At 34.7% G+C, this 21,532-nt stretch carries 16 protein-coding genes; 11 read left to right on the top strand and 5 right to left on the bottom strand.

Annotation, left to right across the window (positions count from 1 at the left end; all coding sequences use genetic code 11):
• The first annotated feature begins 159 nt into the window (after positions 1-159).
• The 9 genes from GQO80_RS00425 (at position 160) to GQO80_RS00385 (ending at position 9,877) form a co-directional block, all read left to right on the top strand.
• Entirely contained in the window at positions 160-1,122 is a 963-nt protein-coding gene (locus GQO80_RS00425) for a Gfo/Idh/MocA family protein (RefSeq protein ID WP_157206230.1), read from the top strand.
• Positions 1,123-1,268: 146 nt separating this feature from the next.
• Complete coding sequence (locus GQO80_RS00420; protein WP_157206229.1) at positions 1,269-2,159, top strand: 3-hydroxyacyl-CoA dehydrogenase family protein; 891 nt, start codon at positions 1,269-1,271, stop codon at positions 2,157-2,159.
• A 57-nt stretch (positions 2,160-2,216) separates the two neighbouring features.
• On the top strand, positions 2,217-2,885 hold the full coding sequence (locus GQO80_RS00415) for a YggS family pyridoxal phosphate-dependent enzyme (protein ID WP_157206228.1): 669 nt from the start codon (positions 2,217-2,219) through the stop codon (positions 2,883-2,885).
• 140 nt (positions 2,886-3,025) lie between these two features.
• On the top strand, positions 3,026-4,390 hold the full coding sequence (locus tag GQO80_RS00410) for an exonuclease domain-containing protein (protein ID WP_157206227.1): 1,365 nt from the start codon (positions 3,026-3,028) through the stop codon (positions 4,388-4,390).
• A 43-nt stretch (positions 4,391-4,433) separates the two neighbouring features.
• Positions 4,434-5,264, top strand: coding sequence for an ion transporter (locus tag GQO80_RS00405; RefSeq protein ID WP_157206226.1), 831 nt, complete (start codon positions 4,434-4,436; stop codon positions 5,262-5,264).
• Positions 5,264-6,178 carry a tRNA (adenosine(37)-N6)-dimethylallyltransferase MiaA gene (gene miaA, locus GQO80_RS00400; protein WP_157206786.1) on the top strand — a complete coding sequence of 305 codons (915 nt, stop codon included), beginning with the start codon at positions 5,264-5,266 and terminating at the stop codon, positions 6,176-6,178. Before GQO80_RS00405 ends, miaA begins: the two co-directional genes overlap by 1 nt.
• A 178-nt stretch (positions 6,179-6,356) precedes the next feature.
• The gene (locus GQO80_RS00395) at positions 6,357-6,911 is read left to right on the top strand and encodes a DUF2911 domain-containing protein (RefSeq protein ID WP_157206225.1); all 555 of its coding nucleotides are present in this window, start codon (positions 6,357-6,359) and stop codon (positions 6,909-6,911) included.
• Between the two features lie 89 nt (positions 6,912-7,000).
• On the top strand, positions 7,001-8,980 hold the full coding sequence (locus GQO80_RS00390; protein WP_157206224.1) for an LTA synthase family protein: 1,980 nt from the start codon (positions 7,001-7,003) through the stop codon (positions 8,978-8,980).
• A gap of 3 nt (positions 8,981-8,983) precedes the next feature.
• Complete coding sequence (locus GQO80_RS00385) at positions 8,984-9,877, top strand: diacylglycerol/lipid kinase family protein (protein ID WP_157206223.1); 894 nt, start codon at positions 8,984-8,986, stop codon at positions 9,875-9,877.
• On the opposite strand, the gene GQO80_RS00380 is transcribed toward GQO80_RS00385, so the two are convergent.
• Together GQO80_RS00380 and GQO80_RS00375 are read right to left on the bottom strand one after the other, a co-directional pair.
• Positions 9,874-10,443 (bottom strand): phosphatase PAP2 family protein, encoded by a 570-nt coding sequence (locus GQO80_RS00380; protein ID WP_157206222.1) that lies wholly within the window; start codon positions 10,441-10,443, stop codon positions 9,874-9,876. The two genes, GQO80_RS00385 and GQO80_RS00380, sit on opposite strands and share 4 nt — an antisense overlap.
• 160 nt (positions 10,444-10,603) lie before the next feature.
• Positions 10,604-12,679, bottom strand: a complete 2,076-nt coding sequence (locus GQO80_RS00375; RefSeq protein ID WP_157206221.1) for a hypothetical protein — start codon at positions 12,677-12,679, stop codon at positions 10,604-10,606.
• A gap of 360 nt (positions 12,680-13,039) precedes the next feature.
• Between GQO80_RS00375 and cas1 the strand changes: the two genes are divergently transcribed.
• Both cas1 and cas2 read left to right on the top strand, forming a co-directional pair.
• A complete protein-coding gene (cas1, locus tag GQO80_RS00370) occupies positions 13,040-13,924 on the top strand; it encodes a type II CRISPR-associated endonuclease Cas1 (RefSeq protein ID WP_157206220.1) in 885 nt (294 codons plus the stop codon).
• Complete coding sequence (gene cas2 / locus GQO80_RS00365) at positions 13,915-14,244, top strand: CRISPR-associated endonuclease Cas2 (protein ID WP_157206219.1); 330 nt, start codon at positions 13,915-13,917, stop codon at positions 14,242-14,244. The genes cas1 and cas2 overlap by 10 nt, the downstream gene beginning before the upstream one ends.
• Before the next feature lie 5 nt (positions 14,245-14,249).
• On the opposite strand, the gene GQO80_RS00360 is transcribed toward cas2, so the two are convergent.
• The 3 genes from GQO80_RS00360 to GQO80_RS00350 form a co-directional block, all read right to left on the bottom strand.
• Positions 14,250-14,801, bottom strand: a complete 552-nt coding sequence (locus GQO80_RS00360; protein ID WP_157206218.1) for a transposase — start codon at positions 14,799-14,801, stop codon at positions 14,250-14,252.
• An 820-nt stretch (positions 14,802-15,621) separates the two neighbouring features.
• The gene (cas9, locus tag GQO80_RS00355) at positions 15,622-19,935 is read right to left on the bottom strand and encodes a type II CRISPR RNA-guided endonuclease Cas9 (RefSeq protein ID WP_157206217.1); all 4,314 of its coding nucleotides are present in this window, start codon (positions 19,933-19,935) and stop codon (positions 15,622-15,624) included.
• A 477-nt stretch (positions 19,936-20,412) separates the two neighbouring features.
• A complete protein-coding gene (locus GQO80_RS00350) occupies positions 20,413-21,153 on the bottom strand; it encodes a hypothetical protein (RefSeq protein ID WP_157206216.1) in 741 nt (246 codons plus the stop codon).
• Positions 21,154-21,532: the final 379 nt, after the last annotated feature.

The following is a 21,532-nucleotide window of genomic DNA, read 5'->3' as shown; positions in this document are numbered from 1 at the left end:
ACTATATGAAGTACAAAATGAAGTGGTTTAAACTTTTTTCATTTGTTGAAACATTCCTGTTTTTCATCACATTTAGTCCTTTGCTATTTTCTATTTTCTTAGGTCTAATTTCTTAAATCTAAAACTAAAATCTTATTTTTGTTGAAAACAGAAACAATTATGTTAAAAGCTGGTGTACTTGGTGCTGGCCACCTTGGTAAAATTCATTTAAAACTCCTTAAACAATCGGAAAATTACAATCTCATAGGTTTTTACGATGCCGATGAAGCCAACGGAAAAAAGGTGGAGGCAGAATTTGGCTATAAATTTTTCAATTCCATTGATGCCCTTATTGATGCGGTTGATGTGGTTGATATTGTAACGCCCACCCTATCGCATTACGAGTGCGCAAAAAAAGCCATCGCAAAAGGAAAACATATATTTATTGAAAAGCCCATTACCAATACCGTTGAAGAAGCAGAACACATACGCGAACTGTTGGCCAAACACAATTTACGCGGTCAAGTAGGTCATGTTGAACGTTTTAACCCGGCATATTTGGCAGTAAAGGATGAAATAAAAAGCCCGATGTTTATCGAATCGCACCGATTGGCAGAATTCAACCCGCGCGGTACCGATGTGCCCGTGGTTCTGGATTTAATGATACACGACATCGACATTATTTTAAGCGTCGTAAAGTCGAAAGTAAAAAACATCAGTGCCAGTGGGGTCGCTGTTATAAGCAATTCACCCGATATTGCCAACGCCCGAATCGAGTTTGAAAACGGCTGTGTGGCCAACCTAACGGCCAGCAGGATTTCACTTAAAAAAATGCGCAAAGCCCGTTTTTTTCAAAAAGATGCTTACATCTCGGTAGATTTTCTGGATAAAAAATGCGAAGTGGTTAAAATGAAAGATGCCCCAGAAAACCCGGGCGATTTTGATATGGTGCTGCAAAATGCCGAAGGCGTGAAAAAGCAAATCTATTTTGACAACCCCGATGTGGCAAACAATAATTCCATTTTAGATGAATTAAACGCCTTTGCCGATGCCATAAACAACAATCGAGCACCCGTGGTAACACTTCACGATGGCACTGAAGCATTACGCGTTGCCACACAAATTATCGCTTGCTTTAAATAAGAATAACGAACAACGATAAATGAACAACGAATTTGTAAAACTTTGAACTTGAAACCTAAAACTTTTAATTTAATACTTTTTACTTCAAACTTTTAACTTCGTACTTCTAACTTCTAACTTCTAACTTTTAACTTTAATCTTATCACATGAAAAACATCGCAGTTATTGGTGCAGGCACTATGGGAAATGGTATAGCGCATACTTTTGCCCAAAACGGATTTAAAGTAAATCTTATTGATGTTAGCGAGGTTTCACTAAAAAAAGGCATTGAAACCATCACAAAAAACCTAGACAGAATGGTTGCCAAAGAAACCATTTCCGAAGTACAAAAAAAAAATACGCTTAAAAACATTTCAACGTTTATCAAGCTAGATGATGGCATAAAACATGCCGATTTGGTCGTGGAAGCAGCTACCGAAAACAGCGATTTAAAACTAAAAATTTTTAAGCAACTTGATGATGTTTGTGTTAAAAACACCATTTTAGCCAGTAATACTTCCTCCATTTCAATTACCCAAATAGCAAGTGCAACAAAAAGGCCAGAACGAGTTATTGGCATGCATTTTATGAACCCCGTTCCCATAATGCCATTGGTTGAAATTATACGGGGTTATAATACCAGTGATGAGGTAACCAAAACCATCATGGAACTATCAAAAACATTAGGCAAAACGCCTGTTGAAGTGAACGACTACCCTGGGTTTGTGGCCAACCGCATATTAATGCCCATGATAAACGAATCGATTGAAACGCTTTACAATGGCGTTGCAGGGGTTGCTGAAATTGATGCTGTTATGAAATTAGGAATGGCACACCCCATGGGCCCATTGCAACTGGCCGATTTTATTGGGCTGGACGTATGTTTATCCATTTTAAATGTGATGTACACTGGTTTTAAAAACCCAAAATATGCCCCCTGCCCCTTGTTGGTAAACATGGTAACTGCCGGTAAATTAGGCATAAAATCGGGGGAAGGTTTTTATGATTATTCTGAAAGCCGAAAAGCGGAAAAAATGGCGAATCAATTTATTAAGTAAACAGTAGCGGTCGCAATTTTTAGCTTTGCGATTACTACTACGATTGAAAACGAAACTATGAGTATAGCACAAAACCTTCAACATATAAAATCGACCTTACCTAAGCACGTTACACTGGTTGCCGTTTCAAAAACCAAACCCATTAGTGCCATATTAGAAGCCTACCATGCGGGTCAGCGTGTTTTTGGTGAAAATAAAATACAGGAAATGGTCGATAAATATGATGTGCTGCCAAACAACATAGAATGGCACATGATTGGGCACGTACAAAAAAACAAGGTAAAGTACATGGCATCGTTTGTAAGCCTTATCCATGGGGTTGATGACTATAAACTGTTGGAAGAAATAAACAAACAAGCAAAAAAAAACGAACGCATTATTAATTGCTTGCTTCAAATAAAAATAGCTTCGGAAGATTCTAAATTTGGAATGACTGCTGAAGAAGCTTCAGGGATTATTCAATCGAAAGCCTTTTCAGAATTAAAACATGTCAAGATTGTAGGCGTCATGGGCATGGCAACCTTTACCGATGACCAGGTTCAAATTAAAAAAGAATTTACCCTGTTAAAATTCATTTTCGATGGTTTAAAACCTTTAAAAACTTTTAACTTTCAACCAGAAACCATTAGTATGGGCATGAGTGGCGATTACCAGTTGGCCATTGCAAGCGGAAGTACCATGGTGCGGTTAGGAAGCAGTATTTTTGGCGAACGGAATTACAATTAAAAACGTTGGGACAATTGTCGCGGAATTGTTAAGTTAAAAAAACAAACAACCCAACAACAAACACCTTAACAACAAACAACTCTACAACAAACACCTCAACAACAAACACCTCAACAACAAACACCTTAACAACAAACACCATTTACGCAATACTAGACATAGAAACCACGGGCGGAAAGTACAATGAAGAAGGTATTACTGAAATTGCCATCTATAAATTTGACGGACATCAAGTTATCGATCAGTTTATCAGCCTTATCAATCCGGAGCGCGACATACAGCCCTTCGTGGTAAACTTAACGGGCATTAACAACAGCATGCTTCGCCATGCGCCAAAATTTTATGAGGTTGCAAAACGAATTGTTGAGATTACCGAAGATTGTATTTTAGTGGCCCACAACGCCCAATTTGATTACCGTATTTTATGTACGGAATTTAGGCGTTTGGGGTTTGAATACGTGCGTCCGTCGCTTTGTACGGTCGAACTATCAAAAGATTTAATTCCCGGACAAGATTCCTACAGTTTGGGCAAGTTGGTACGCGCACTTGGTATTCCCGTATCCGACAGGCACCGTGCTTCGGGCGATGCCTTGGCAACCGTAAAGCTGTTCCAAATGCTGTTGGCAAAAGATACTTCAAAAAACATCATTAAAGAATCCATCAGGTTAAATCCGAAGCTTCAAATGGAACCTAAACATTTGGACATTATTGCTGGTTTGCCTTCCATAACAGGCGTTTATTACATTCATAAAGAAGATGGCGAGATTATTTATATTGGCAAAAGCAACAACATAAAAAAACGCATCAACCAACATTTTACGAGTACCAATCAAAAATCAAAAAAAATACAAGCGCTCGTTTCAGCCGTAACCTATGAAGCAACGGGCAGTGAATTGGTAGCACTACTAAAAGAAAGCGAGGAAATAAAGAAGATAAAACCCATTTATAACAGGGCGTTGCGCCGCACTGTTTTCACCCATGCTTTGTATAGTTTTATGGATGAAAAGGGCTATATAAACCTAAAAATGGATGTGGCCGATTTACGCAAAAACCCCATAACCACCTTTACCACCAGGGACAGCGGAAAAAGTTTTATAATAAAAGCTGTGGAAGATTACAAGTTATGCCAAAAATTAGCAGGTTTGTATAAAACCAAAACAAGTTGTTTTAATTACGATATAAAAACCTGCGATGGGGCCTGTATTGAAAAAGAAGCACCTGAATCGTACAACGGCCGTGTTCAAACATTAATCAATAAACATAGTTTCAGAAATAAAAACATGGTTATTATTGATAGAGGGCGCGATATTGACGAGCGCAGTGCCATTTTAATAGAAAACGGCGTGTTTAAAGGCTTGGGATTTTTCAATTTGAATTATCAAATAAATAATATCGAGGTTTTGGAATCCATCATCACGCCCATGCAAAACAATAGGGATACACAACACATCATCCAAAGTTATTTAAGGCGAAACAAACAGGTAAAAGTTATCAGTTTCAATTAATTAAAGCCATTGGATAGTAAATCTTTCACTATTTTTGCAACTTATGAAATCACCAAAAAAATTAAGCTCATGGCGAGCTAAAATACACGAAATCATTTATGGCACCCATACGCCAGCAGGAAAACTATTTGATATCATCCTGTTGTTCGCCATCATTTACAGTATTGTTATTGTGATGCTTGAAAGTGTAAAATCACTGGATAATAAGTATCATGATTTTTTTAATATTTCAGAATGGGTCATAACCATCTTGTTTACAATTGAATACATTTTAAGAATTATAAGCGTTAGCAAACCAAGAAAGTACATCTTTAGCTTTTATGGCATTGTCGATTTACTTTCTACACTTCCAAAATACATTTCTTATTTCATTGTAGATACTCATTTTTTATCGGTTTTTAGGGCGCTAAGGCTTTTACGGGTTTTTAGAATCCTGAAACTTATTCGGTTTGTTGGCGAATCGAACAACCTTGTTAGAGCACTCAAAAACAGTCGTTCAAAAATATTCATTTTTATATTTTTCATATTTATTATTTCCATTATACTGGGCACGGTTATGTACCTTATTGAAGGGCCAGAAAACGGGTTCAAGAGCATTCCGCAAAGTATATATTGGTGTATCGTAACACTAACAACGGTTGGTTTTGGCGATATTACACCACAAACCACCCTAGGGCAAATACTCGCAACGTTTATTATGATTATTGGTTATGGCATCATTGCGGTGCCAACGGGTATTGTTTCGGCAGAATACACGGCTTCAAAAGAAAAAACACCCAATTTAACAAACAGTGCCTGCGAAAATTGTGGTGCCGATATTATTTTGAGCGATGCGGAATATTGCCGAAAATGCGGCCATAAATTACATAAATGATGCCTGAAAATATCCTTATTTCCATTGTAGGCCCAACATCTATCGGGAAAACGGCACTAAGCATCAAATTGGCGCATTATTTTAATACGGAAATCATTTCGGCCGATTCCAGACAGTTTTTTAAGGAAATGCACATTGGAACAGCGGCTCCAACAGCCGAAGAACTAGCGGCAGCAAAGCACCATTTCATCCACCATAAATCCATCCAGGAACTTTACAGTGTAGGTGCTTTTGAAAAAGATGCCTTGGATATTTTAAAAGAACTGTTCAAAAAACACCCAATAGTCATCATGGTTGGCGGTTCAGGACTGTATGTTGATGCGGTTACGAAAGGATTGGACGATTTTCCTGAAATTGATGCATCCATTCGTGAAAATTTAAACACGCAATTAGAAACCGAAGGCCTTCTTCACCTACAAAACCAATTGAAGATTTTAGATAAAACCTCGTTTAAAAACATCGAAATTGCGAATCCGCATCGGGTTATCCGTGCTTTGGAAATTTGCTTAGGAACGGGAAAACCGTATTCATCCTTTTTAAACAAAAAAAGTACATCACGAAATTTTAAAACCATTACCGTAGGATTAACCGCCGAAAGGGAAACCATTTACAAGCGCATCAACCAACGTGTTGATTTGATGATGGAAGCAGGTTTGCTGGATGAAGTCAAAAAATTATTACCCCACAAAAACCTAAATGCCTTAAATACCGTTGGTTACAAAGAATTATTCAATTATTTAGAAGGTGAATGGACTCTCGATTTTGCAATTTCAGAAATAAAAAAGAATTCGAGGCGCTTTGCAAAACGCCAACTCACCTGGTTTAAAAGAGATGAAAACACACTTTGGTTTGATTATGAAACGCCCCTAAACCAAATAATTGAAGCGATTACGGAAGAAATAAACACAGCCTAACATTAATTAACCCATTGGCATTAAATTTAATAAATGCAAAAAAAGCGTTATATAAAGAAAGATGTTGCAAAAAATATATTTATTTTGAGCCAATAAAACAAAACGATGCAAATGTTCGTTTGCATTTTTAGAAATTATTACTTTTAAAGTATCTTTATACCCTAATAACCTCGAATTTATGAACACCTTTTTAAAACGTACCTTAATTCTTTTGTCCATTTTTGCTTTAGGCTTGTTTTTATACTCTACGTTTGTTGAAAATATTTTTGAAACACGGTTAAGTCCAAAAGACACCGTAAAATTTGAACTTAACGATTTAAAAATGAAGGTGTTCTATAACCGGCCCTTCAAAAAAGGACGCGTAATTTTTGGTGGTTTAGTGCCTTACAACCAGGTATGGCGTACCGGTGCCAACGAAGCCACCACTTTTGAGACCAACAAACCGCTTTCCATAGAAGGCAACCCCCTGCCCGCTGGAAAATACACCTTATGGACAGTGCCCAAAGACAGCGTATGGACCGTAATCTTCAATTCAAAACAATATCCGTGGGGGGTAAATTCGGAAATGAAGCCCATGTGGGACCCCAACTACGACGTGATAGACATTGATGTTCCTGTAAAAAAATTGGATACCCATGTGGAACAGTTTACCATAGCTTTTGATAATTCAACCGACAGTTTAAAATTAACCATGGCTTGGGACAACGTAAAAATTGCTGTACCCCTTAAATAATTTTCACACTAAATTTACAAGTTTTAACAAGGAAGCCTAGTAAATTTGTGATGTGCTCATAAAAACCCAACAACACTAAACCCACGACCATGCGGAACAAAATTTTCCCTAAGCGTTTCAAATTACTCAGGGCCTTTATTTTAACATTTCTCCTGTTTTCATTCATAATCAGGATATACTTTTTACAATCAAGCTTCCACGAAACAGACAATTCCTTGTTCGTTTTGGCAAACACCTTCATCATTGGGCTCTTGTTCGATTTAGGTACGGTTTCTTTTTTTGCACTGCCCTACGTTATTTATTTATTGCTCGTTCCAAAAAAACTTTATGGGTCTCTTTTCGATAGGCTCATCACCTATTTTGGTTATGCGCTGGGGTTGCTTATTTTCTTGTTTTCGTTCTTTGCCGAAATTACCTTTTGGGACGAATTCCAAAGACGCTTCAACTTTATAGCAGTCGATTATTTAATCTATACCTTTGAAGTGGTTAAAAACATTAATGAATCGTACCCCATTCCTTTATTGTTAAGCGCTATTTTGGTGGTGCTTTCATTATTGCTCTTTATTACCCACAAACAACATATTTTTAAGGACACGTTCAATAATGAAACTGTTTTCAAGGAAAAACTAATCCCTTCAGCCTTCATTATTGTTATTGCTGCCATTTTTGCCCTATTTGTAAAAAACGAAGATGCCGAACAGTTTAAAAACCGATACAACGACGAAATTGCAAAAACGGGCATTTATTCTTTTTTTGCGGCTTTTAGAAGCAACCAACTATCGTACACCGAATTTTATAAAACCATCGATACCAACAAGGCCTTTACCCTAGTTAAACAAAAACTGGAAACCCCAAATAGCGAATTTATAAATCCTGAAAACAAGGATCTTTTTAGAACCATCACCCATTCCGATAGCATTTTGCGCCCCACAAAAAAACCCAATGTTATTTTTATTTGCATTGAAAGTTTAAGTGCCTCTTTTCTTAATTCGTTGGGGGGCGATTTGAATGTAACGCCCACACTCGATTCCTTGTCCAATAAAAGTCTGTTTTTCACCAATTTGTACGCAACGGGCACACGCACCGTACGGGGCATGGAAGCCATAACCCTTTCCATTCCACCAACCCCGGGAAGAAGCATTGTAAAACGCGACAACAACACCAATTTATTTACCATTGGCGAAATATTCAAGGAACAAGGCTACGAACGCAACTTTTTTTATGGGGGCGATGGTTATTTTGACAATATGAATACCTATTTTGGCGGCAACGGCTTTAATATAATCGATAGAGGCAGAGGTTTTTTATTGGATTCCAGAATTAAAACGAAACGTACCAATATCAATGATGATGAAGTAACCTTTGAAAACGCTTGGGGCGTTTGCGATGAAGATATTTACAATAAAGTGCTGAAAGAAGCCGATAAGGCCGCTCTTAACGAAGCGCCGTTTTTCAACTTTATTATGACCACTTCAAACCACCGACCTTTTACCTACCCCGAAGGCAAAATTGACATTCCATCGGGCTCGGGCAGAAACGGTGGCATTAAATATACCGATTACGCCATTGGCAACTTTTTAAAGCAAGCCAAAACAAAACCTTGGTACAACAATACCGTTTTTGTGATCATGGCCGACCACTGTGCCAGTAGCGCAGGGCGATGGAGCCTGAACATTGATAAATACCGTATTCCTGCCATGATCGTGAACCTACAAAATGTGGCACCACAAAAAATAGAAAAGCTAAGTTCGCAAATAGACATGTTCCCCACTCTTTTTGGCCTTTTAAATTGGGATTATACCTCTAATTTGTTTGGCAAGGATATTATGCAAATGCAAAAAGAAGACGAACGCGCCTTTATTGGCAATTACAGAAATCTGGGACTCTTAAAGGATAAAAAATTAATGGTACTTAGCGACCAGTTTATTGCCAATTATTTTGTGTGGGAAACAGATAACGACAACTTAATATCCAAAGACATCGATACAAAAATGCTTGAAGAAACCATTTCTTTTTACCAAGTGGCCGATTATATGTATCGAAACGGAGGACTTAAATTAAAAAGATAACTATTGAAACAAATACATTTCATTTTAAATCCTATTGCTGGTAAAGGCAATAATAGCCTCGATTTATCCATACTAAACAAGTATTTTAACAAAGAAGATTACACTTTTGTTATTAAACCAACCTGCTATAAAAAACACGCTATTGTACTCACAAAAGAGTCCATTCTTGAAAAGGCCGATGTTATTGTGGCCTGTGGTGGCGATGGTACCATAAACGAAGTGGCATCTTGTTTGGTAAATAGTACGATTCCTTTAGGGATTATCCCCATTGGTTCTGGAAACGGACTGGCATCCAATTTGAACATCCCTAAAAACATCGATAAAGCCATCGAATTAATAAAAAAACAGGACACCAAACAAATTGATGTAGGTAAGTTAAACCAGCACTATTTTTTCAGCAATACCGGCATTGGTTTTGATGCCCAGGTAATAAAAAACTATGAAGCTTCCAACGAACGAAACATTGCAAGCTATATTAAAGCCACAATAAAATCACTTAAAAACGCAAATAGCAAACTTACTGAAGTGGAAACCAACCTAAACGGTAAAACCTTTATACACAAGCCTTTTTTAATTTTTATTTCAAATTCAAATGAAATGGGCTACCATGTAAGTTTAACGCCAAAAGCACTACTGGATGATGGTAAACTGGACATTCTAATCGTGCCGAAACTAAGCAGTCTTAAAATTGTGCTATTCACATTGTTAATGTTTATAAAACGCCATACCTTCTTAAAAGAGGTTAAAACCTATCAATCAAACCATGTGAAAATATCAAAAGACAAACCTGTATTCCAAGTTCAGATTGACGGTGAATTTTTAATTATAAAAAATAAAATTATTGATATTTCGGTATTAGAAAAAGCCTTATCGGTAATCTGTTTAGCGGCCATTTAAGCCCTAGCATAACGCCCATTAAAATAGTTGGCCACTCTGTAAAACAAATAGCCCGATAATGCCCCGAACATAAAACCGCATAAAATATCCAACGGATAATGCACCCCTACATAAATTCTGCTGTATGCTACCATAGCACTCCAAAAAAGCAAGATAAATATCAGGTTCTTATAGTAAGGGCGCAACATTAAACCCGCAAAAACAGCCGTAGCCATAGAGTTTGAAGCATGCCCGGAAAAGAATCCGTACTTTCCACAATGCCCAACCACAAACCGTATGTTATCGGCCAACTCGTTAACGCCGCAAGGGCGGGTTCTTTCAAAAGCACGCTTAAAAACATTGGTTATTTGGTCGGTAAACGTAATCATAACCGCAATAACCACTACAAAAATAAGCAAGCTTTTTAGGCCATATTTTTTGTATAGCAAGTACAATAAAAAAACATATAGCGGAATAAACGTAAACCGGTACGTTACCACCAACCAAAAAGCATCCCAGGTGGGCGAACCCAAGTTGTTTAAAAACAAAAACAATTTTGTGTCGTACTGTAAAAGTTGTTCTATCATTTTTACTAAATAGGTGTTAAGGTATTGATTGATGATGCTCCAAATTTAAGCGGTTTTTGCAGGCATCCTGAAAATTTCCATATAAATCAGGGGTTTCATGTGCTTCAGTATTTTGTACTGCGTATTGTTTTTAATTAGGAACTGGCTTTCGGAAAATCGCTTAGTTATTCAATAATTTGGGATGACCGAGAATCAATTCTATCTTTTTAATGATGATGGTAATTTGGTTCATTTGAGTTTCAATATTTCTAAAAAACAGGCTTATATCGCGGTTTACCCAACTTTCGGAAATAACCCTCGCACCCAAACTTATTCTTAAAATAGCACTTTCAACAGCATTATTGTATTTTACGTTTACCGCCTGACCAATATGGCATTTTTGGGCAGCAAGCCTCACGATTTCTAAAGGAGCATCCTGAAAATGTTCGGATAAATCGGAATTTAACAGTGTATAGAGCTTTTTTACTTCGTCAACCGAAAGTACTTTGTTGTTCTTTAGGATAAAAAAAGGGAAAATGGTACGGATGTTCCTTAATCCAAATTCTTTACTATGATAGTTATCCGTTTTTGCTTCATCAGCATAAATAGGTTCTAAAAAAGTGGCATCGTTTATGGAATCCTCAACAAAATTACAGAACATTTCAATGCCCATGTTTCTATATAAAATAGGTGTTCTAAAATACCGTTCCATTTCAACAATGGCCGCGTTCCAACGCATATAGGAGCCAAAATTATAGCCTTCGGATAAATTATTTGAACAGCACCACGAGGTTGGCCAATCGGAATGATTGTAATATTGGGTTAAACCTTCTGGCAAGGTATTTTTTGCCGAACGGATTAATTTACTAACACTTTTGGGCAAAATTAATGCTCCCGAATATGGAGGCCCTGTAAAATATTTGCTTCCCGTAATGCTTACAATATAGCCTTTGTTCAAATACTTTTGTATGTCGGCCGGGTCCAGTCTAAGTTGTGCGGCATCAACAATAACTTGTATGGATGCGTTTTTTTGTTTGCCTAAAGTTTGCATCAATTGTTCGCTGGGAGATTGATAGCCTAACTTCGATTGATCCATGGTATGCAGCACCACGTGCCTACCCAAGGCATACGTTTTTGAAATGGCATTAAAAACCTCATCATCCAATTGACGGGTGGTTTTTAAAGCACCGTTTTCATCCCTAAAAGGAATTTTTATCAAATCGATATCCCGAAAGCCCTCAATTTTATCGCCCTTTTTAACCGGATAATTTAAAGCCGTTGTGTTTTCAAAATGACAGCCTTTTAATGCTGCGGGCACACCGCTACCCGTTTCATCGGAAGCAACTAAAACGTGCGTAATGTCCTTTTTTGAAATTATTTGGGTAATGGCCGCAATTTGAAGGGAAGAATCGGTGCCGGATGGTGAAAAGATAATTTCACACTCATCATTCAACCTCAATATTTTTTTTAGGGTATCTTTTAGTAACTCCGAAAATTCGATAGTAGCATTTTTAAAACCGTTTTTTAGGCTGTTTCTAATTAATATGCTTCTTACTTTATCAGTTTTATCGAACGCGAAATTGGACACGCTGGTGGCTGTTGATGAGGCGAAGGTAAAAGCATCGGGCCTAGGGAACGGCCTGCATCCATATTTGTTCAACAGTTCAATTTCATCAATATTCAACCTCAAATCGCCCCCAGACATAAGTAAGTATTCGGTTGGTTTTGCCAAATTTTCAATAATGGGTTTCCAAGCGTCGTTAAACACATTGTGGGCACTGTTTAACCCATGGAAAGCCTGCAGGTCGTTGTGCTTTAATACATATTCCGCAGTAAAATCGTTGTTATTTTTTATTAAATCAATTAAAAAATAATGGAGGTTTTCCAGCTTTTCTTTATCGGTTTTAGGCAACAATCTATAAAAAATACGGGTTACCTCAAGGGCAGCCAAATCGCATAAAACCGTATGCTGTTTTTCGTTGTTTAAAGCTTTGTACCACAGTTGCCATTCTATACCATACCGAAGATAAACCAAGGCCAATACCGGTTGCGCCAAAAATAACGAACCAATTACAATCGATTTATTTGGCACGATTTTAAACACATTAGGCTCGCTGGTTGACGTAATAATATTGATGTTGTTTACCTTAGGAACCGTATTGAATCGTTTTAAAACACGCACTAAATAATTAACGTTTTCTTTTTCGAACAAGCTGGTTCTTCTATATTGATTTTCAATAAGTGCGTTATTTGTCATTGGTTTGCTATTTAAAATGTTCGTTGGTAGGTGGTTCTTTTGAAGTAAAAATATTATTTACCAACGAAGTTCCAAATTTAAGGATTTAGTAAATACTCAGTCCATTTTTTATGGTAAACTGTTCATTTTTTCAATAAAAAACCCGTTTGTTATCCTTCTTAATTGTGTGCAAAACCCATTCAATTGCCATATTACACGCATTTTAAATACAAATTGAGGTAAAAATGTAGGTGCTTCTGATTACTTTATATTAAAAACATTTCATTTTTCAACTTATATAGCAAGAATTTTATTATATTTAAGTGTTCCTGCTGCATTTATATTCATTGGGAAATCCATACCTAAATTTAAGAATTAACCATGATCAAAAAGACACTCTTTTTCACGAATAAGTGCGCTATAACCACTTCCAACGAGCAACTTGTAATTTCTTCTGAAACCAAAAACAGAACCATCCCCATAGAAGATATTGGATATGTTATAATCGACCATCACGAGGTTTATATAAGCATGCCGGCACTCAACAAATTAATCAATAATAATTGCGCTTGTATTTTTTGCGATGAAAAACACCTTCCCAATGGCATGTTATTAAATTTAAACAGCCACCACATCCAACAGGAAATTTTTAAGTACCAAATTGATGCCAGTGTTCCTTTAAAAAAACAATTATGGCAACAAACGGTTATAGAAAAAATAACAAATCAAGGCTTGCTTCTTAAAACCATTACAGGTACCGAAAATAAATTTGAGTATCTGGCCAGTAAAGTATTAAGTGGCGATTCCTCAAATATGGAAGGGGTTGCTGCCAGTTTTTATTGGAAATCGTTTTTTGAAACAGACTTCAAAAGAGAGCGCCTTGGCGATTATCCAAATAATTTCCTAAACTACGGCTATGCCATATTAAGGGCTGCAACCGCCCGTGCCCTATCGGGCAGTGGTTTGTTAAACACCTTGGGCATTCACCATAAAAGCAAATATAATGCCTTTGCCTTGGCCGACGACATTATGGAACCCTTTAGGCCCCTGGTTGATGAAGCGGTTTATACCATCATGCAGCATTATGACGAACAAGAATTAACAACCGAAATAAAATCTATGTTGTTGGAAGTACTTACCAGAACCGTATATTTTAAAACAGAAAAAAGTCCGTTGATGGTAGCGCTACAAAAAACGGCTAGTTCACTGCAACAATGCTACAGTGGCGAGCGCAAAAAAATCAAGTATCCAAAACTATGGAACTAAATGGGTATAGGATTATGTGGTTATTTGTTTTTTTTGACTTGCCAACCGATACCGCCAAAGATAGAAAAACGGCTTCAGGCTTTAGAAAAAACCTGTTAAAGGATGGTTTTGCCATGATGCAATATTCTGTTTACATACGGCATTGTGCAAGTGGCGAAAGTGCCGATGTACATGAAAAGCGCATTAAAAAATTATTGCCTCCTCTGGGAAAAGTGAGCGTTTTGCGCATAACCGACAAACAATTTGGACACATCATGAATTTTTGGGGTCGTGCAGAAGTGCCCAAAGAAGCGCCACCAACCCAATTGGAATTGTTTTAATAAATTCAATTTTGATTAAAAAAAACATCTTTATACCAGTTTTTGGCGTTTAGGCTTATGTAATTATCTATATTTAAGTAGGATGGTTCGTTTTTTACAATATGATCGTGAAAGGAACGCTGCCAGCTGAAATCATTTAAACCCTTCAAATGAATTTCCTTTGAAGAAGTGGTTTTTAATGCGCCAATTATGCTTGATAGCGATTTAATTTTCACATCTAAACCACTAATTTTTGTGCTGTTAATTTCCAATAGAATGTGAATATGATTTGGCATAACAACATAATTATGGATTTCAACGTACAGATAGTGCTGTTCTAACCAATTTATTTTTTCTTCAACAATTAATCCGAATTGATTTAATTGCATTTTATAATTTTGTGGCAAATCATGGGGATTTTTATCATGGGGATTTTGTACGGACAGGTCGCGACCTGCCCCTTCGGAAATTACGGAACCAAAACAACATAACCTGTTCTGAACACAAACCGTAACGAAATAAACATGATTGCTGGTATAATCAAAACCTGCCATTCGATTTCTTTTCCTGTTTTTCATTATTTATTCAAAAAATTATAATGATTGATTCTGTACGGACAGATCGCGACCTGTCCACCCACCCGAATCACATAAACAAAACATCAATCAATCCTGTACGGACAGGTCGCGACCTGTCCACCTACCCGAATCACAAAAACAAAACATCTAATATCCACGTACGGACAGGTCGCGACCTGTCCCTACAAACACAAAAATTAACGAAAAAATTTAATATTAAAATAATTTAAAAATAAAAAATGCCTCAATCTTGCCTTATCATTGCAAAAAAGAAGCATTTTTATCACGATATTTTGACAATAAACACCTAAATATCAGAAGGTAACACACCAACTAATATCGTGTTTTCTAATCTTTAATCAAACCACAACGCCTTTCTGCTGGTTGTGTAGTCCATAGTTAATATCGTGTTTTCTAATCTTTAATCAAACCACAACGATTATTATTGATTTTTTTGTTTTAAGATGAATATCGTGTTTTCTAATCTTTAATCAAACCACAACAGGACATTAATACAGTACCATGGACGGTATAATATCGTGTTTTCTAATCTTTAATCAAACCACAACGGAAAATCCGTTGTCAGAAAATCGGAAGATTTTCCGTTGTGGTTTGGTTGTTTAAGATTATGAAAATTTTATGTCAAAGAACTTTTTCAAAATTTATTTCAATCCTAATTTTCTTTTTATCTCAATTAAAAGTTACTCTTTAGTTTTAGTACTAAAACCAATTTTCTCAACCTTATCCAATTTTGTTAGGATTTTTTATATTTGTCCTTTTGCCAGTTTTGATTCATTCATAATTTACAAATGTAAGTTTTTTAATTATTTCTTGAATTTATAAAATCTTTACTAAAAGTTACATCTAATTTACCTAAGGCATCGATTTTTGCAGGTATAACTCGTAAAGAAGATACACTTTTTCTTAATACAACACCTGATAAGTTATACAACTCATTTTCAGATGTAGAAATTGCAGAATCTACATCACCTAATGCATAATTATGTCTTGAAAAAATTATTTGTTTTATTTCTCCTTTTTCTTTGTCTTCTGTAAACTTAACAACTTTAAATAGCCTATGTTGTAAATCTATATTATTATTCCATTCAATTTCTTCAGGATTATTATTAAAAACTATAAACATATCACCTTGATGCAATGTGAAAATTGGCTTATTTAATTCTACTGGGAAATCATTTTTTACAATATTATAGTTATTTATAAGATTTGAATTTCTATTTGTAAATGGTGTCTTTTTTCCGGGCTTATCAGGAATTAAATCACCATAAATTCTTGCTTCATAATTTGTATAAGAATCCTTGTCGAAATAAAAGTCAAATTTATGACCATATTTCAACTTACCATATTTATCTATAGTTTGATTTCTATCTATTTTCCTTACTTCTTTATAATTTTTTAAATTTGATTTTGATGATTTTAATCTCAATCTTTTAATAATCATTTCACTAATATCTTTATTCTTTTCTTCATCATAATACTTTGGAAGAATTATATAACCCAACTTATTACTTTCTTTAACAAATTCCTCTATATTAAAATCTTTTGTAAAATTCAAGATTCGTTTTTTTATTCCTTCATCAACTATATTTTCTTGAATATCTTTAACTGTTATATTTGAAACCTTTTCTCTTTGTGCAAAAATTAACTCACCATCCTTCTTAATATGTGCATATGGGTTTTGACTATTGAGTCTTCCTCTTAAATTTAATTTTTTTGTATTTTCTTTTTGAGCGTTTATTAAGAGTGGTTTAATTCTATCGGTTTGTTTGTGATAAACCAAAACTTCTTTGTGCAAATTCTTCATTCGCTCAACAAAATTTTTCATTGGTTCCTTTGAGCTAATTCTGGGATTAGAATTTCCCCTAAAATAATCATTTTCATATTTGTGATATAATTCAGAAATTCTATTTGAAGTCCCTTTCTCTACACAAGCTACCACAATTGCGTCAATACAATGATGGATATGATTACTCCTATCTTTAACATCTTCTTCTCCTTGAAGTCCCCAAATTTTTCGCAGAGTGTCTGTTATTTTTCCATTAACTACATTTACTTTATTGAAATAGGAGTTCAAATATGCTCTAGAGTATTTTGTGATTATTCTTGTATCAACAAGGTTCGCATTTGTAAATTGATTATTGATTTCTTCAATTTCAAAATTTCTATATTTTTCTCGTAAATAATCTAATTTCATTTTGGTGTAATGAGCCATTTTCATTACCTCATCATGAGCAACTGCATCAGTTATAGCTTTTGCTGCATTTTTGAATTTTTTATATTCAAATTTTAAATCACTTAATGAAACATTCCATACAATATTCATGTTTGGTTTTTTCCCAACAAAAGAATATGATTTTAAATGCTCGTTTCTGTTTAATAAAATAGTTTCTTTATAAATTTGCTCACCTTTATAATTTACATTTATCAAACCTGGAAGAATTGCTTTTTTATAATTCCTGTTGAAATCATAATTTGCTAAGGTTTTATTTTTTAAAGAATTATCATTGTTTTTGCTTCTTGGAATTGTGTGCTCAATATCATAAATGGTTTGTTTATTCAAAAAATCTCTTGGTGTAATTGTTTCAGAAGTATATAAACATCTTCCATTTTGCTCACTATATAAAATATATTTAGCTACTTCAGTATCTGTTGGTATTTTATTTTTTCTATCTTCTTCTGGATAACATTCAATAATTTTTTCTCTAGCCCAAGTTCTTATTTCTTCTTGTTCTTTTTGCCAAATAGTCAAAGCTCTTCTGTAACTTGCACTATTAATTTCTCCTGCAACTTCAAGATTAACTTCGGTTTCTTTATCTACCAAACCTTTTCTGATTAATTCATTGCATAGTCGCTTAACTTGATGCATTGCTCTATCAAAAACAGGATTTTTTATTGAGGTTATTTCAGGATTACCTAATTTTTTTTCTGCTTTTGGATATGCTTCCATTGCTGATGGATGATATAATTTAGTAACATCAATTTTATCGTTTGGAAAAACTCGTCTTAATCCTTCTTCAATAAAAATTGGAATTGTTTTCGCTGTGAGATAGTTTACATCTTTAGGTAATTTATCGCATGCAGCTTCAAAAAACAAGTTCCAACAAGTTTCCGTAATTTTTGAAACTTCTTCTTTTTTCATTGAACCTAATTGAACTTCTCCAATCCAATTAGCAATTTCATAATCTAATTCCTTTTTAAAAGCATTAATGCTTAATTCATTGTTTCCTAATGAATTTTCTCGATTATCTTTAAATTTGGAAATGTAATTATTTACAATTCCTTTATTTTGTTTTTCTATTCTGAAATTCTCTAATGATTTTTTAATGATTTCAGAAACTTGATTTTGTTCAACTTCTGAAATTTTTCTTCCTAAAACTTCTGTAATATTAGCCAAGAAAACCGCATTTGTATAAATTTCACCTTTTTCCAAAAAAGGAATTATTTTCTTTATAGCAGATTTGCTTAAACTTCCATAACCTTTGACTAATTTTATCTTTACAAGATTTTCAATTCCTTTTTCATCAAGTTGCAAATGATTTTTTGCAAACTCTTCTCTAACAGTTTTCTTATCTTTTGAACCAAAACTATCCATTTGTAAACAATGCCAAACATCTTCAATACTTATTTGCTTCTTTCCTTTTTCATCTTTATGTCCAGAATTTAAAAGTGGCATTGTGCTATATTTTTCGGCACCAATAATTTTCTTTAAAGCTGAAATAGTTGGACAAGCAGAAAATTTCTTATCCATCGGAAAATTAAAACTTATAACAGCTTCTATTTCTGAATCTTTGTCGGTTTTTCCTTTTATAAAAACTTCTTCTGGTCGTTTAATATAATTATAAGGCAGTCCATTGCTTAATTTATTTGCAATTTTACCAAACTCAAAATCGGTTATTTGTGAAAACTCATTTTTTATTAGTTCTTTTTCTTCTTTATTTAGAAAATCTAATTTATCATCAAATTCTCTTTTAATCTTGATTCTATTAATGGATTCCCACATTCTAAACTCTTCGAATAATGGATGCGATAAAGCAATTCTTTTTCGTTTGGGTTCTAGTGTACATTTTGCTACTAATCCTTTTTGACTTTTTAATGGTCTTTGATAAAAAATAGCATTATGTAATTTATCTTTTAAATCTCCTATAATTTTTTGAATTTCACATATATAATTAAATTCTGCTTCGTAATGATCTTCTCTATGTGTATATCTTCCTCTAATTCTATTTATTAATCCCGTATCTTTATTTATTCTATTGTAAATTGAATAAAAATAACACCCCATTGTTGGAAATCCTTTCATCTCTTTTGAAAGTTCTCCAATTCCTGCCATTACTTTTCCTAAATTTTCAGGTTTTTCAAATTCTGATTTGACAAATGATTTTATATTTTCAAAAACAATTTCTTTTTTTAGTTCTTTATTAATAACGTTGTTTAAACTCTTTACTTTTTTATCATTCTTATATTGGTCAAATATAACTTCTAACTCTTCTTTAAATGATACAGAATTAGCAACTTTTTCAAGTAAGTTTAAAACACCTGATTTAAACAAATCAATTTTATCGTCAGATTGTTCTTCTTCTGAATTGGATAAATAACCTCTTCTTTGAGATAAATGATAAAAAGCTCTGCCAAGTTGCGATTTTCCATCATTTGTATCCATCATTCCTGGTTTAGTAGCAGCTAAATACCTTAAATAATAAGGTTGTCTTAGTTTCTCTGTTTGGCTGTTTCCATTCTTTTTTCCAGTTCGTTGCCAATCAATAAAATCACCATTTTCACAAGGATAAATTTTCTTATTTTTCCATCTATTTAATTCACCAGACTTAAATTTTGGACACAAACCAAATTCGTCAAGAACTTTCAAAGTGGCAATTTTCCTCAAACGAATTCTATCAATTCTTCGTCTTGCACCTCTGAATCCTCGCCTTTCAGAGGCTTTTGAGTTTTCATTTGCGTCAACGCTTTTTGAAAAAATATAACTGCCTTTAGATGGGATTAATTCTCCATTTTCGTCTTCTTTTTTAAAAAAATCATATACTCCTTCTTGTTTTTCTAAAACTGACCAACCAATACTATTGGTTCCTAAATCTAAACCAAGTTTTATTCTATTCATTTTTATATTTGTATCAATTATTTTTTTACATTTGCTTTAATCAAATCACAATAAGGTCCTTGTTATCAAGTGAACCGTGGGATTGAACCGAAAGGTGACCTAATTAGAGCCTCCAATTTTATTGGAGGTTCGTTGTTTTAAGGAATGGTTTAACCTTAAATCCTTGTCAATTTTGTCAATTTTTCAACAGACATAAACTTACAAAAAAGCAAATTATTTTCTTACTTTTTTGTTGTATTTATTCAAATTTTATTATATTTGTTTTGTGAAAATTTTATTCTAATCTTTAATCTTATCACAATAAGGCTATATGCCGTAGATGAAAATCTTTAGTCCTGCTTCGGTGGGACTTTTCATTTTATATAACTCAGAAACCAGAAAATGAGCAGTAGATCATCATCATTTTTGTTTGGATAACTTTATAAACCCAACAGCAGTAAAAAATGGATACGGACTGGTTAAAAAATTTAGAGAAGCCTACACCACCACAAACCCTAGGGCATTTTTAGCTTGTAAATCATACAAAACCCCATCAATGGCTTGATAAAAGCGCACGCCCAAAACGCTAAGAGGCGTCCCAATACCAAGGGGCAAGCTGTTGGGTGTTAATAATACATTGCTAATATTGGCGTCTTTATCAAGTACCACCGGTGTAGCCAAATGCAAATCAAAAGCTAGTGTGTCGAAATTAAAGTCCAAAACACCATACATGAGTTTTATATGGGTAGCGCCTGCAATAAATTTAACGCGCTTACCATCAAATTCAGAAATGCTTAAAGCAAAGGTATTTGCGGCTACGGCAAAATTAAAAGGCAAAACCTGGCGCACATCGCAATCGGGCGTATAATGAAACTGTTTTAACACGATCGCACCCTCAGCAGTGTTTAGCCCCATCGCTACCACACGGTTTCCACGTTCATGTATAAGGTCCAAATCCTTTAATGTGGTAAACAAGCCCATCAGCCTACTATGGAAATGTGTAAAGGTATATCCTATATAAAAAGGTCTTAAAGCCTGTCTAAAAACCTTATTGACTCCAGAACAATGTCCAAACTCACGCCCGTTTTCGCGTACACGTTGCATACTGGCTTTTGTTTTTATGGCCTTACCACTAAAGCCACCTCCTGATTTTCTGGCAACAGGTTTTCCATTCAAATAATAGAAATTAATGCCTCCAAGGGTTCCCACCAATGGTAAAATGCCTTTTTGCTTTGCCATAATAAATAATTTTATACCTGTTTAACATCATGCATGACTACAACCGTAACTCGCTTTAAGATACTTGCTAATATATAAAAAATTGATAAGGTTATAGCGTGGTTATAACATGTATGTACCATGGTTATAATATGGTTAACAAATACATACAGCGATGGTAAATTATCCCTACCAATAGGGCGTTAAATAAATAGTGTGTTAGCAACAAAAAAGTTGGACAATTAAATGCGAGATTTAAGCGGCTGGAATTTAGCTACACATTTCTGTTTCTAATTCGTTAATGGTTTGATGCCCCAAAGTAAAAACTGTTCTTTCCATAATCCTGGGATTCCAGTTGCCAACGATGAATTATAAAATGTTTTTGAAAAAAACCGGCAAC

The sequence above is a fragment of the Mariniflexile maritimum genome, from assembly GCF_009746565.1.
In the GTDB taxonomy this organism is placed as follows: domain Bacteria; phylum Bacteroidota; class Bacteroidia; order Flavobacteriales; family Flavobacteriaceae; genus Mariniflexile; species Mariniflexile maritimum.
This window is presented reverse-complemented; position numbering and strand designations above follow the sequence as displayed.